The 12423-nt window shown below is 70.8% G+C and carries 13 protein-coding genes; 3 read left to right on the top strand and 10 right to left on the bottom strand.

The genetic code is table 11. The features are described 5' to 3' along the window. The 5 genes from JI739_RS21905 to JI739_RS21885 form a co-directional block, all read right to left on the bottom strand. Entirely contained in the window at positions 1–1467 is a 1467-nt protein-coding gene (locus tag JI739_RS21905; RefSeq protein WP_201686151.1) for a 2-hydroxymuconic semialdehyde dehydrogenase, read from the bottom strand. Positions 1468–1589: 122 nt separating this feature from the next. Continuing rightward, positions 1590–2621 (bottom strand): LysR family transcriptional regulator, encoded by a 1032-nt coding sequence (locus tag JI739_RS21900; protein WP_201686150.1) that lies wholly within the window; start codon positions 2619–2621, stop codon positions 1590–1592. Between the two features lie 61 nt (positions 2622–2682). Next, positions 2683–4002 carry a TRAP transporter large permease gene (locus tag JI739_RS21895; RefSeq protein WP_201686149.1) on the bottom strand — a complete coding sequence of 440 codons (1320 nt, stop codon included), beginning with the start codon at positions 4000–4002 and terminating at the stop codon, positions 2683–2685. Continuing rightward, positions 4002–4580, bottom strand: coding sequence for a TRAP transporter small permease subunit (locus JI739_RS21890; RefSeq protein ID WP_201686148.1), 579 nt, complete (start codon positions 4578–4580; stop codon positions 4002–4004). Before JI739_RS21890 ends, JI739_RS21895 begins: the two co-directional genes overlap by 1 nt. Positions 4581–4607: 27 nt before the next feature. Beyond that, positions 4608–5690, bottom strand: a complete 1083-nt coding sequence (locus JI739_RS21885) for a C4-dicarboxylate TRAP transporter substrate-binding protein (protein ID WP_201686147.1) — start codon at positions 5688–5690, stop codon at positions 4608–4610. Positions 5691–5886: 196 nt separating this feature from the next. Between JI739_RS21885 and JI739_RS21880 the strand changes: the two genes are divergently transcribed. Together JI739_RS21880 and JI739_RS21875 are read left to right on the top strand one after the other, a co-directional pair. Continuing rightward, positions 5887–6276, top strand: a complete 390-nt coding sequence (locus JI739_RS21880) for a YciI family protein (protein ID WP_236589973.1) — start codon at positions 5887–5889, stop codon at positions 6274–6276. An 11-nt stretch (positions 6277–6287) separates the two neighbouring features. Beyond that, positions 6288–7148, top strand: a complete 861-nt coding sequence (locus JI739_RS21875; protein ID WP_201686146.1) for an NAD(P)-dependent oxidoreductase — start codon at positions 6288–6290, stop codon at positions 7146–7148. A 21-nt stretch (positions 7149–7169) separates the two neighbouring features. Here the strand turns inward: JI739_RS21875 and dmpG are convergent, their stop codons facing one another. Genes dmpG through JI739_RS21850 form a run of 5 tightly spaced genes read right to left on the bottom strand, consistent with a single transcriptional unit; the run spans position 7170 to position 10962 of the window. Beyond that, positions 7170–8201: a 4-hydroxy-2-oxovalerate aldolase gene (gene dmpG / locus JI739_RS21870; protein WP_201686145.1), complete on the bottom strand. Its 1032-nt coding sequence runs from the start codon at positions 8199–8201 to the stop codon at positions 7170–7172. 11 nt (positions 8202–8212) lie between these two features. Further along, positions 8213–9145 (bottom strand): acetaldehyde dehydrogenase (acetylating), encoded by a 933-nt coding sequence (locus JI739_RS21865; RefSeq protein ID WP_201686144.1) that lies wholly within the window; start codon positions 9143–9145, stop codon positions 8213–8215. 17 nt (positions 9146–9162) lie between these two features. Further along, entirely contained in the window at positions 9163–9384 is a 222-nt protein-coding gene (locus JI739_RS21860) for a tautomerase family protein (RefSeq protein ID WP_201686143.1), read from the bottom strand. Between the two features lie 4 nt (positions 9385–9388). Further along, positions 9389–10156 (bottom strand): 2-keto-4-pentenoate hydratase, encoded by a 768-nt coding sequence (locus JI739_RS21855; protein WP_201686142.1) that lies wholly within the window; start codon positions 10154–10156, stop codon positions 9389–9391. Continuing rightward, positions 10156–10962 (bottom strand): 2-keto-4-pentenoate hydratase, encoded by an 807-nt coding sequence (locus JI739_RS21850; RefSeq protein WP_201686141.1) that lies wholly within the window; start codon positions 10960–10962, stop codon positions 10156–10158. The genes JI739_RS21855 and JI739_RS21850 overlap by 1 nt, the downstream gene beginning before the upstream one ends. A gap of 115 nt (positions 10963–11077) precedes the next feature. Between JI739_RS21850 and JI739_RS21845 the strand changes: the two genes are divergently transcribed. Next, positions 11078–11962, top strand: coding sequence for a LysR family transcriptional regulator (locus JI739_RS21845; protein ID WP_201686140.1), 885 nt, complete (start codon positions 11078–11080; stop codon positions 11960–11962). The last annotated feature ends 461 nt before the right edge of the window (positions 11963–12423 follow it).

Genomic DNA, 12423 nt, shown 5'->3' with positions numbered 1-12423 from the left:
TCAGAGCTTGACGCAGACATTGCGCAGCTCGGTGTAGAACTCCAGCGAATGCACCCCGCCCTCGCGGCCGATGCCGGAGAGCTTCGATCCGCCGAAGGGCGTGCGCAAGTCGCGCAGGAACCAGGCGTTGACCCAGCAGATGCCCACCTGGATCTGCGAGGCGACGCGGTGGGCGCGCTGCAGCTGGGTGGTCCAGACGGTGCAGGCCAGCCCATAGTCGGTGTCGTTGGCCAGGCGCACGGCCTCCTCCTCGGTGTCGAAGGGGCGCACGTGGCAGCAAGGGCCGAAGATCTCCTCGCGCACCACCGGATGGTCCTCGGGCAGGCCGGTCCAGATCGTGGGCTGCACCCAGGCGCCGTCCTGCAGGTCGCTGCCGACGTCGGGCACGCCGCCGCCGGTGACCACGGTGGCGCCGCCCTCGCGCGCGAGGCGGTAATAGCCCAGCACCTTCTCGCGGTGCTGCCGGCTGATCAGCGGGCCCAGCACGGTGGCCGCGTCATCGGGCCGGCCGATCTGCCAGCCCTCCACCTTGTCCTTGAGCGCCTGCACGAAGCGCTCGAAGATGGGCCGCTCCACATAGACCCGCTCGGTGCCCAGGCAGACCTGGCCGGTGTTCTCGAAGGCGGCCTTGGCGATGCCCTCCACGGCGGCATCGAAATCCGCATCCGCGAACACGATGCCCGCGTTCTTGCCGCCCAGCTCGAAGGACACCGGCCGCACCCGGTCGGCCACGCTGCGCATGATGGCCGCGCCGGTGCCGGTCTCGCCGGTGAAGGTGACCGCGTCGATATCGGCATGCCGGGTGAGCAACTCGCCGGCCGAACCCGGGCCGAAACCATGCACCACGTTGTAGACCCCCGGCGGCACGCCCACCGTCTTCATCACCTCGCCCAGGAGGGCGGCGGTGCTCGGCGTCTCCTCCGAGGGCTTGACCACCACGGTGTTGCCGCAGGCCAGCGCCGGCGCCACCTTCCAGGTCATGAGCAGCAGCGGCAGGTTCCAGGGCGCGATCACGGCAATCACGCCCTTGGGCACGCGCAAGGCGTAGTTCAGCGCCCCCTTGCCGTCCGGCGTCGCCATCTCGAAGAACTCGCCGGGCACGTTCTTCACCACGTCGGCGAACACCTTGAAGTTGGCGGCGCCGCGGGGAATGTCCAGCCGACGCGCCAGGCTGTGCGGCTTGCCGGTATCGGCGACTTCGGCCTGCAGGAAGTCGTCGAAGCGGCGCTCGATCTCGTCGGCCACCGCGTGCAGCAGCTGCGCCCGCTGCGCCAGCGGCATGCGGCCCCAGGGCCCGCCCAGGGCGGCGCGGGCGGCGCGCACGGCGGCGTCGACCTCGGCGGGCCCGGCCTCGGCCACGCGCGAGACGAGCGAGCCGTCCACCGGCGAGCGGTTGTCGAACCAGCGGTCCGAGCCGCCGGCCAGGTACTCGTTGCCGATGAAGTTCAAGGTGGTGGGAGGCGTCATGGGGCCGCGCGCTGCGTCCAGGAATTCGATGCACCCGATTCTGGTCAGCGGCCCGCACGCTGGCCAATTGAGTCATGGAATCCGGACCATTCAGGTCCGTGATGGGACGGCAGCCCGGCCGCTCAGTCGCTCAGTCGCTCACTCGCGCAGTCGGCGGAAAGCGCATCCTCGGCCAGGCAGGCTGGCAGCTCGCACGCCGCCGTCGCCCGCTCGGCTGGCAACGCGCCATCGGCGCCGGAGAAGGCGAACAGCTTGGCCACCCGGCGGCGCAGCCAGACGATGCCCGGGTCGTGGTGGAAGCGCTGGTGCCAGTACTGGCTGATCTCGAAGCCCGGCATGTCGAAGGGCGTGGGAAACACCCGCACCGGGGTCACCTCGGCACAGGATTGCGCGAGCCGGCTGGGCAGGGTGGAGATCACGTCGGTGGCGCCGACGATGCGGGTGAAGCCCAGGAAATGCGCGGCCCGCACCAGCACCTGCCGCTGCACGCCCAGCGGCTCCAGGGCCTGCGCGATCGCCCGTTCCTGCACCGCGTGGCCGCCGCCGCGCGGCACGTAGGCCGCATGCGGCAAGCGGGCATATTCGGCCAGGCCGAGGCTCTCGCCCACATGCGGGTTGGACTTGCGCACCACGCACACGTACTGCTCGCGAAACAGGCTCTGGACGTGGAAGGGCCCCTGGAAGTCCTCGAAGTAGCCGATGGCCAGGTCCACGTCGCCGCGGCTCATGGCGGCCTCGCGCTGGGCGATTCCCACCGGGGCCACGGTGTCGACGCACACGCCCGGCGCCTCGCGCTGCAGGTCCTCCAGCAGGGCCGGCAGCATCACCATCTGGCCGACGTCGGCCATGTAGATGCGAAAGCGCCGGTCGGACGTGGCCGGGTCGAACCCGCTGCGGTGACCCAGGGTGCGCCGGATCTGTTCGATGGCCTCGCGCAGCGGCGCGGCGATGTCCTCGGCCATGGGGGTGGGCATCATGCCCTCGGAGGTGCGCACGAACAGCGGGTCGCCCAGCGCGCTGCGCAGGCGGTTGAGCGCATTGCTCACCGCCGGCTGGGTCAGCGCCAGCTGGGCCGCCGCCTGGGTGGTGCTGCGGGTTTCGAGGACGGCCTCGAAGACCAGCAGCAGGTTCAGGTCGATCCGCGAAGCAGCCATCCGGCGATGCTAGCCGGCGGGGCCGCGCTGGAGAAAGCGGGATAGCCCCTAGAGCACTGCACTAGAGGCGGGCCAGCGTGGTGCTCAGGGCCGGGAAGGCCACCAGCACGGCCAGCAGCACCAGCATGGCCAGCACGAAGGGCATGGCGCCGGCGAAGATGTCGCGCGTGGAGATCCCGCGGTCGTCCAGGCTGCTCTTGACGGTGTAGACGGAAATACCGAAAGGCGGCGTCAGCAGCCCGATCTCGACCGCCACGATGGTGACGATGCCGAACCAGATCAGGTCCATGCCCATGGTGGTGGCGATGGGCAGCACGATGGGCACCAGGATCAGCAGGATCGAGACCGAGTCCAGGATGCACCCCAGCAGCAGCAGCAGCGCCACGTACAGCGCGATGAAGCCCCACCAGCCGAGCTGCGCGCCCACCACCAGGTCGGCCAGGGCCGCCGGCAGCCCGCTGAGCGCGAGCATGCGGGCGTACAGCGCGGCGGCCAGCACCAGGAACAGGATGGACACCGTGACGTGGCCGGTCTCCACCAGCACCTGCCAGACCCGGCCAGCCGACAGCTGGCGGCGCAGGGCAGCGATCACCAGCGCACCCGCGGCGCCCACCGCGCCCGCCTCGGTGGCGGTGAAGAGGCCGCCGTAGATGCCGCCCAGCACGACCACGATCAGGGCCACGATGGGCACGCCCTTGCGCAACAGGGCCAGCACGCCGTCGTTCACCAGCGCCGCAGGCGCCTGGCCGCCGGCCGTGGCATAGAGCTTGCGCGGCCACCAGCGCGCCATGCCCAGGATCATCAGCGAGAAGACGACCGCCAGCAGCAGGCCCGGCACGATGCCGGCCAGGAACATGCGGCCCACCGACTCCTGGGCCAGCACGCCGTAGATGATCATCAGCAGGCTGGGCGGAATGAGCATGCCCAGCAGCGAACTGCCGGCCACCACGCCCACGGCGAAGCGCGGCTGGTAGCCGTGCCGCACCATCTCGGGCACCGCGATCTTGGTGAACACCGCCGCCGAGGCGATCGACACGCCGGTCACCGCGGCAAAGGCCGCATTGGCACCGACGGTGGCCACGCCCAGGCCGCCGCGCACGCGGCGGAAGATCCGCTCGAACACGTCGAAGGTGTCGCGGCCCAGTCCGCAGATGCTCACCACCATTCCCATCAGCACGAACAGCGGCACCACGCCGAAGGCGTGGTCCTGCAAGGCATCGGTCGCGGTGGCGGCCACCATGCGCGCGGCCAGGCCGCCGTCCTTGAGCAGCACGATGCCGGCGAAGGACACCAGCCCGAGCGCGATGCCGATGTGCATGCCCAGGATCACCGCCGCCAGCAGCGCCAGCACCGATATCAGTCCGACTTCCATGCCGCCCATCACGCATCTCCCCCGGTGGTCGCCGCGCCATCCCATTCGAGCAGCGCCAGCAGGGCGAACTGCAGTGCCGTGCAGGCCGAGCCCACCAGCACGATGCCGACCACCGGCCAGGTGGGCGCGGTGAACACGCCTTCCACGCCGATGAAGTCACCCGAGGTCCAGGACTTGGCGAAGGGCGACAGCGTGGCCGCGAAGACGATGGCGCAAAAGAAAAAGCCGCAGGCGTGCAGCAGGGCCTGCAGCAGGGCCGCGGCGCGCGGGCGGCGCCGGCGCAGGCCGTCGATGAAGATCTCGGCCCGGCTCAGGCGCCCGTGCCGCAACGCCGCAGGCAGCTGCAGGAACACCACGGCCACCACCCCCAGCGCCACCAGCTCGGTCACGCCGGTGATGGGGCGGCTGAGGAGGTTGCGCGCCGCGACGTCGGCGCAGACCAGCAGCATCATCGCGGCGATCAGCAGCGAGCCCAGGCCGCTCAGGGCATCGAGCAGGCGTCCGAAGACAGGGGCGTGCCAGCGGCGCCGGCCCGGCGTTGCCGCGGCCGGCGGCGTCAAGGGTTCGGTCATGGTGGGGGAGGCCATCGTGCGCTCCGGACCCAGGGACGCGGATTACCTGTCCCAGTCCCGCGTGGGGCGCACGCCGAGCTTGCGCACTTCGGCCATGTAGGTCGCCAGTACCTGCGAGCCGGGCTGGTTCCGTCGGTCCAGATTCTTCGCCCAGTCCTGCGCCAGGTTCGGCAGGCCGCGGATCCACTGCTCGCGGTCGGCCGCCGGCAGCGACGTGACCTTGACCGGCGGGTTCTGCGACTGGCCGCGCTGCACCATGGCCTTGAGCGCGCCTTCACGGCTGCGGAGCATGGCATCGCCCAGCTGCTTGCCGTAGTCGGCCGCCGCCGACTGGATGGCCTCGCGCACCGGCGGCGGCAGCTTGGCCCAGGTGTCGCGGTTGACCGCGATCGCGCCCGAGAGGAACGAGCCGAGGTCGGCCTGGGTGATGTAGGGCGTGACCTCGTCGAGCTTGATGCCCACCGCACCCGAGGCGATGGAGATCGCGCCGTCGATCACGCCGGTCTTCACGTCGTTGTACATGGTCGGCAGCGCGGTGTTCACCGGCACCACGCCAGCGCCGCTGGCCAGCAGCGCAATGGCGCCGGCCGCGCCCAGCTTGCGGCCCTTGAGATCGGCGATGCCGTTGACCGGGAAGCTGGTGTAGAGGTCCAGCGTGTCGGCCGCCGTGGCCGCCAGGAAGACCACGTTGTTCTTTTCCCATTCGGCCTTGAGCGCGGGGGTGCCGGGCACCATGCGGTTGAAGACCTCGATGATGTGGCGCGGATCGCCGGTCAGCGCGGGCGCGTAGCTGGACACCTGGGTCAGCGGCAGCTTGGCGCCCTCGGTGGCGGCGAACACCCAGCCGATGTCGACCATGCCCTCGCCGACGGACGTCAGCGTGGCATTGGCCTTGTACAGCACGCCGCCGTAGGCCTCGCGCCAGACCACCTTGTACGGGCTGCCCGCGGCGGCCAGGCGCTTGTTCACCTCAGGCTGCAGGTAGGACTGCATCAGTCCCACCCAGGGCACCACCGTGGGGTGGCTGGAGCCGATCGTGAGGTTGACCGTCTGCTGGGCCTGCACCGGCAGGGTGACGGCGCAGGCGACGGCGGCCAGGAACAGGCAGCGACGTGCAGAATTCATCGGGAGTCTCCTTTGGTCTTGTGGTCGGAACCGGAACGCAGCGTAGACGGGGCGCGCGACCCGGGCCACTCAAGATCACGAATACGCGCCATCAAGCCGGTGAATGCCGGGGCGGCCCGGCCGATTCACCGCCGTGATGGCTTGCATTTCCAGGAATGAGTGGCGCCGCCGCCGGCGCGGGCCTAGGGTTCGCACGATGAACCATGCCACCACCCAGGAGCAGCTGCGCCAGCTCACCGAACCCATGGCGAACCTGCCGCTGTACGTCGCGCTGCGCCGCACCATCGACGCCGCCCTCATGACGCCCGAGCTGCTGCTGGAGCACCTGCGGTGGATGGTGCGGCAGGAGGCGCAGGGCACGATCTTCGCGTCGGGTCCGTTCGACCAGCCGGGCCGGCCGCGCGGTGCGGTCGGCGGTCTCACCGTGCTGCGGGTGGACGATGAGGACGCCGCGCGCCGGCTGCTGGCGGACGACCCCTTCATCCGCAGCGGCGCGGTCGATTTCGAACTGCGGCGGTGGATCCTGATGGAAGGCAGCCCCGACCTGCAGGTGCGCCTGTCCGGCCAGCCGGCTGCGGACCGTTGAAGGAGCTGGCGATGGACCCCGCAGAGCGCGTCGGAATCCTGGGCCTGGGCGGCATCGGCATGGCCATCACGCGCCGGCTGGTGGCCGCCGGCCTCGCACCCTGCGGCTTTCGCCGCAGCGACGCGTCCAGCTTCGCTCAGGCCGGTGGCATCGTCTGCCTGTCGGTGCCGCAGCTGGTGGAACAGAGCGACGTGGTCATCAACACCGCACCGGCCGGCGCCATCGACTCGGTGCTGCGCGCGGTGGAGGCCGGTTGCGCCGAGGTGCGCGGGCGCGTGTTCATCGATGCAGGCGTGGGCCCGCTGGAGGTGCGCGAGCGCCAGCAGCGCGAGCTGCAGGCTGCCGGCGCCTCCATGCTGGACGCCCCGGTGATGGGCAATCCCGCCCTGGTCGATGCCGGGCAGGGCGTGTTCTACGTCAGCGGCGATGCGAAGGTGTCGCAGCGCGTGCGCCCGTTGCTGCTGAAAATCGCGGCGCAGGCGCCGCAGGTCGGCGCCTTCGGCGCCGGCACCCAGCTCAAGCTGGCCTCCAACCTGCTGCTGGCGGTACACACGGCGGCGGCGGCCGAGGCGATGGCCCTGCTCACCCGCGCGGGACTGGACCCGGCGCTGCTGCTGGAGAACCTGCCGCCGATCGCCCGCTCGGGCGTGCTGGCCACCCGCGGCGCCGCCATGGCCAGCGGCCGCTACGACGTGGGCGGCGGCTCCACGCAGGCGCTGCTGGAGGTGATGGAGCGCATCGCCGGCGACGCCCGCATGCTCCAGGCGAAGGTGCCCATGCTGCAGGCCGCGATGCGGCAGTTCGAGGGGGCGGTGGAGGCGGGGCATGGCCAGGTCGATACGCCTGGCGTGATCCGGGCCTGGCTGACCTGAAGGCAGGGCACGGGCGGCTGCTCACCGCGGCTGCGCCTCCTGCTGGCGCAGCAAGTCCAGCGCCACGTCCACGATCATGTCCTCCTGCCCGCCCACCATGCGGCGGCGGCCCAGCTCCACCAGGATGTCCACGGTCTTCAGGCCGTACTTGCGCGCCGCCGCCTCGCTGTGCCGCAGAAAGCTCGAGTACACCCCCGCGTAGCCCAGGGCCAGGGTCTCGCGGTCCACGCGCACCGGCCGGTCCTGCAGCGGACGCACGATGTCGTCGGCCGCGTCCATCAGCTTGTAGAGGTCGCAGCCGTGCTCCCAGCCCAGGCGCTCGGCCGCCGCGACGAACACCTCCAGCGGCGCATTGCCCGCGCCCGCCCCCATGCCGGCCAGGCTGGCGTCCACCCGGTCGCAGCCCTCCTCCACCGCGACGATGCTGTTGGCCACGCCCAGGCTCAGGTTGTGGTGCGCGTGCATGCCGGTCTGTGTCTCGGGCCGCAGCGTGTCCTTGAAGGCGCGGAAGCGCTCGCGCACGTCGTTCATGCCCAGCGCACCGCCCGAATCCACCACATAGCAGCAGGTGGCGCCGTAGCTCTCCATCAGCTTGGCCTGCTGCGCCAGCGCCTGCGGCGAGCTCATGTGGCTCATCATCAGGAAGCCCACCGCTTCCATGCCCAGGTGGCGCGCGAATTCGATGTGCTGGCGGCTGATGTCGGCCTCGGTGCAGTGCGTGGCCACCCGAACGATGCGGGCGCCGGCCTCATGCGCTGCCTTCAGGTCGTGCACGGTGCCGATGCCCGGGATCAGCAGCGTGGCGATCTTGGCGTGCCGCAGCACGCTGGCCACCGCCGCGATCCACTCCAGGTCGGTGTGCGCGCCGAAGCCGTAGTTGAAGCTGCCGCCCTGCAGGCCGTCACCGTGCGCGACCTCGATCGAATCGACCCGCGCCTCGTCCAGCGCGCGGGCGATCCGCATGGCCTGCTCCACGCTGTACTGGTGGCGGATCGCGTGGCTGCCATCGCGCAGCGTCACGTCGGAGATATAGATCTTCCGGCCGGGGTTCATGTCGTGCTCCTTCAGGCGCGCCGCATCTTTTCGGCCATGCGCTCGGCCGTGCGCAGCGCGGCGCTGGTCATGATGTCCAGGTTGCCGGCGAACGCCGGCAGGTAATGCGCCGCGCCCTCCACCTCGAGGAAGATGGAGGTCTTCAGCCCGGCCAGGTCCTCGCCCACGCCAGGCACCTTCAGGCCCTGCACCGGGTCGAACTGCACGCGCTGCTTCAGGCGATAGCCGGGCACGTAGGCCTGCACCGCCGCCACCATCTCGGCCACCGAGGCCTCGATCGCCGATTCGCTGCCAGGCTCGCTGAGGGTGTAGACCGTGTCGCGCATGATCAGGGGCGGATCGGCGGGGTTGAGGACGATGATGGCCTTGCCCTTCGTCGCCCCGCCGACGACCTCGATGGCGCGTGCGGTGGTCTCGGTGAACTCGTCGATGTTGGCGCGCGTGCCGGGCCCGGCCGAGCGGCTGGAGATGCTGGCGACGATCTCCGCGTAGCGCACCGATGCCACGCGATGCACCGCCGCCACCATGGGAATGGTGGCCTGGCCGCCGCAGGTCACCATGTTCACGTTGCGCGCATCCAGGTGCTCCTCGCCGTTGACCACCGGCACGCAGTACGGGCCGATGGCAGCCGGCGTGAGGTCGATCATCCGGATGCCGGGCCTCGCGCGGCGCAGCACGGCTTCGTTGTCCAGGTGCGAGGCCGCGCTGGTGGCGTCGAACACGATGTCGATGTCGCCGAACGCGTCCATCGCCACCAGGCCCTGCACGCCGTCCGCGGTGGTGGGCACGCCCAGGCGCGCCGCCCGGGCGAGGCCATCGGAGGCCGGGTCGATACCCACCAGGGCGCCGGCGGCGACATGGCGGCCATGCCGCAGGATCTTCAGCAGCAGGTCGGTGCCGATGTTGCCGCTTCCGATGATGGCGGCGCGCAATGGCTGGGGCATGGATTCCTCCGGAGGGATCAGTTGGAAGCGGAATCGGGCGAGGCCGCTGCCGGGCGCCGCTGCGCCATGGTCCGCGTGCCCACGCTCCAGTGGCTGGGCGGGTATTCCTGCACCAGCACGCGCACCGACTCGAGCGGCGCATCGAGGCTGTCGGCGATGGCCCGCGCCACGTTCTCGATCAGGCGCGCCTTCAGTTCGGGCGAACGGCCTTCCAGGATGCTCAGGTGTGCGATCGGCATGCCTTCACTCCCGGACGGAGAAACCGGCGGACCCGAGCCGCTCCATCTCGATGGAGACGTACTGGCCGGGCTTGATCCATTCGGCGCTGGTGGCGCCACCCGCCATCACGATAGCGCCGGCCTGCAGCGGCTCGCCGGCCGCCGCGGCCAGCCGCGCGGCGGCCACCAGGGATCGGATCGGGTGGCCCAGGATCGCCGCGGTGGAGCCGACCTGCACCGGCCGGCCGTCGATGCACAGCGCCAGGCCCAGGTTGCCGAAGTCGCCGCGTGGATCGGACCAGGGACCGATCACGAAGCCGCTGGACGAGGCGTTGTCGGCGATCACGTCCGTGAGGGTGAAGCGGAAGTCTCGATACCGGGAATCGATGATCTCGATGGCCGGGGCAACCGCTTCCACCGCGGCCAGCGCCTCGGCGGCGCTGGCATCGCCGGGCAGCGGCCTGCCCAGCACGAAGGCCAGTTCGGGCTCGGCCCGGGCATGCACGTAGCGCGCCGCGTCCACGGTGCCGCCCTCCTCCACCCGCATGGCGTCGGTCAGGCGGCCCCAGATCACGTCCGACAGGCCCATCTGGGCCATCTTGGCGCGGCTGGTGAAACCCATCTTGACGCCGACGCGGCGTTCGCCGCGCGCCCCGCGCAACGCCAGCGATTCCGCCTGGATGGCGTAAGCCTGCTCGAGCGACAGCTTGCCCTCGGGGTCGATCTGCTCGACGGCGGTGGCTTGGCGGGCGGCATCGTCCAGCAGCCTGGCCAGTTCCTGCAGGTGGTCCATCACGCATTCCCCTCGAACACGGCGCGCACGCTGCCCAGGCCATGGATGCGGGCGTCGAACACATCACCCGGCTGCACCGGGACCATGGGGCCGAGCGCCCCCGAGAGCACCAGGTCGCCGGCCTTCAGCGGCGCCCCGAGCGCGGCCAGCGTGCGCGCCAGCCAGACCACCGCGTTCAGCGGGTGCCCCAGGCAGGCCATCCCGGCGCCGGTGGCGGCCGGCTCGCCGCGCCGCTCCAGCACCATGCCGCACATCCGCAGGTCGAAGGCGTCGAGCCGCCTGGGCGTCGCCCCCAGCACGTAGGCACCGGCGGAGGCGTTGTCGGCGATGGTGTCCACCAGCCGGATGTTCCAGTCGGCGATGCGGCTGCCCACGATCTCGACGGCCGGCAGCGCGTAGTCGATGGCACGCAGCACATCGACATGGCCCGGCCGCTCCTGCGCCAGGTCGCGCCCCAGCACGAAGGCGATCTCGGCCTCGACCTTGGGCTGGTGCAGCCCGCGCCAGGGCACGGGCTCGCCGTCGCCATAGCCCATGTCGTCGAACAGGGTCCCGTAATCGGGCTCGTCCACGCCGAGCTGCGCCTGCACCGCGCGCGAGGTCAGGCCGATCTTGGCGCCCACGATGCGGCGGCCCTGGGCCTGGCGCTCGCGCGTGTTCAGCCGCTGGATGGCGTAGGCACCCCGGGTGTCCAACTGGGGCCAGCGTTCGCGCAGCGGCTCGATGAAGCGTCCGCTGGCGCCGGCCTCTCGCAGCTCGCGCGCGGCCTGCGCCAGCTCGGCATCGGACAGGGCTTGGTCGGGCATGGGTGGAAGGCTCCTGGTGGTTCGACGGCGGCACTATCGGCCAGGCCACGGCCGGGTGTCCAATACGGATTTGCGCCGCCGCCATACCTTGGCGGTATCAAACCGGGAGCCCCCATTGGACCTGCGCCAGCTGCGTTACTTCGTCGCGCTTGCCGACGAGCGCCACTTCGGCCGCGCCGCCGAGCGCCTGCACATGGCCCAGCCGCCGCTCACCCGCGCCATCCGCGGACTGGAGGACGACATCGGCGCGGCGCTGTTCCTGCGCACCCCGCGCGGTGTGGAACTGACCGAGGCCGGCCGCGCGCTGCTCGACGAGGCGCCGCAGATCCTGGCCATGGTGCGGCGCGCCGAAGACAAGGCCCAGCGCGCCGGCGCCGGCATGCTGGGAACCATCGACATCGGCATCTACAGCGCGGCCCTGCTGAACACCATTCCGCGCGTGCTGTCTGCCTTCCGGCGCGAGCGGCCGCAGGTGCGCATCCGCCTGCACAACCTGACCAAGGCCCAGCAGATCCAGGCGCTGCACGAGCGGCGCATCGCGATGGCCTTCAACCGGCTGGTTCCCGAGGAACCGGGCATCGCGGTGGAGGTGATCCTGCGTGAGCCGGTGCGGGTGGCGCTGCACGAATCGCACCCGCTGGCCACGCGCCGTGCCATCCCGATCACCGCCCTGGCCGACCAGCCCATGGTGCTGTACCCCAACGTGCCCATGCCCGGGCTGGCGCAGCAGGTGATGCAGGCGTTCCAGGCCGAGGGCGTGAAACTGCGCGTCGAGCAGGAAGTGGAGGATGTCTACACGGCCATCGCCCTGGTGGCGGGCGGCTTCGGCTGCTGCATCACCACCGCCTCCGCCGCCAGCCTGCAGCCACCCGGCGTGGTTTACCGGCCGCTGCGCTCGACCCATCTTCGCGACATCGATCTCGCCTGCCTGTACCGCCAGGGCGACGATTCGCCGGTGCTCAAGGCCTTGCTGAAGGTGGTGCGGGCGCAGCGACGGTAGCGACAAGGTGGACAGCAGGATCTTGCTGCCGGGGACGTTTCCGGTGCCGGGGTGATGAGCCCTCCCGGGACAGCTCTCCCGACACACCAGCTCCGGTCGCGCTGAGCCTGTTCAAGGGCTGGCGAAGGAGGCTTCGACAGGCTCAGCCCGAACGGGGGGATGCTGGAGGGCTCGCGTGGCTGGGCTTCGCCCGGCGCTCGGCACCTCACCTCCGTTCGCCCTGAGCCCGTCGAAGGGCTCGCGAGGGACGGCTTCGACAGGCTCAGCCCGAACGGGGAAGCTGGAGGGCTCGCGAGGGAAGGCTTCGACAGGCTTGTATGGTTCGTAGCTCGACAACGAACCATCAAGAAAGGAGCAAGGTGCCGGAGTGGAGGGACATCGACAGGCATCGGCGAACAAAGCCCGTTCGACCGACACATTGAGTGAAAGCCCCACTCTGGCACCGAGCGTCGATTAGGAAC

The sequence above is a fragment of the Ramlibacter aurantiacus genome (genome assembly GCF_016722895.1).
GTDB classification, from domain to species: Bacteria; Pseudomonadota; Gammaproteobacteria; order Burkholderiales; family Burkholderiaceae_C; genus Ramlibacter; species Ramlibacter aurantiacus.
This window is presented reverse-complemented; position numbering and strand designations above follow the sequence as displayed.

Excerpts from the sequence above, each read along its gene's own strand:
- JI739_RS21900 (WP_201686150.1), bottom strand. The coding sequence starts at position 2,621 with ATGGCTGCTTCGCGGATCGACCTGAACCTGCTGCTGGTCTTCGAGGCC.
- JI739_RS21880 (WP_236589973.1), top strand. The coding sequence starts at position 5,887 with ATGAACCATGCCACCACCCAGGAGCAGCTGCGCCAGCTCACCGAACCC.
- dmpG (WP_201686145.1), bottom strand. The coding sequence starts at position 8,201 with ATGAACCCCGGCCGGAAGATCTATATCTCCGACGTGACGCTGCGCGAT.
- JI739_RS21875 (WP_201686146.1), top strand. The coding sequence starts at position 6,288 with ATGGACCCCGCAGAGCGCGTCGGAATCCTGGGCCTGGGCGGCATCGGC.
- JI739_RS21855 (WP_201686142.1), bottom strand. The coding sequence starts at position 10,156 with ATGGACCACCTGCAGGAACTGGCCAGGCTGCTGGACGATGCCGCCCGC.
- JI739_RS21850 (WP_201686141.1), bottom strand. The coding sequence starts at position 10,962 with ATGCCCGACCAAGCCCTGTCCGATGCCGAGCTGGCGCAGGCCGCGCGC.
- JI739_RS21885 (WP_201686147.1), bottom strand. The coding sequence starts at position 5,690 with ATGAATTCTGCACGTCGCTGCCTGTTCCTGGCCGCCGTCGCCTGCGCC.
- JI739_RS21865 (WP_201686144.1), bottom strand. The coding sequence starts at position 9,145 with ATGCCCCAGCCATTGCGCGCCGCCATCATCGGAAGCGGCAACATCGGC.
- JI739_RS21895 (WP_201686149.1), bottom strand. The coding sequence starts at position 4,002 with ATGGGCGGCATGGAAGTCGGACTGATATCGGTGCTGGCGCTGCTGGCG.
- JI739_RS21860 (WP_201686143.1), bottom strand. The coding sequence starts at position 9,384 with ATGCCGATCGCACACCTGAGCATCCTGGAAGGCCGTTCGCCCGAACTG.
- JI739_RS21890 (WP_201686148.1), bottom strand. The coding sequence starts at position 4,580 with ATGGCCTCCCCCACCATGACCGAACCCTTGACGCCGCCGGCCGCGGCA.
- JI739_RS21905 (WP_201686151.1), bottom strand. The coding sequence starts at position 1,467 with ATGACGCCTCCCACCACCTTGAACTTCATCGGCAACGAGTACCTGGCC.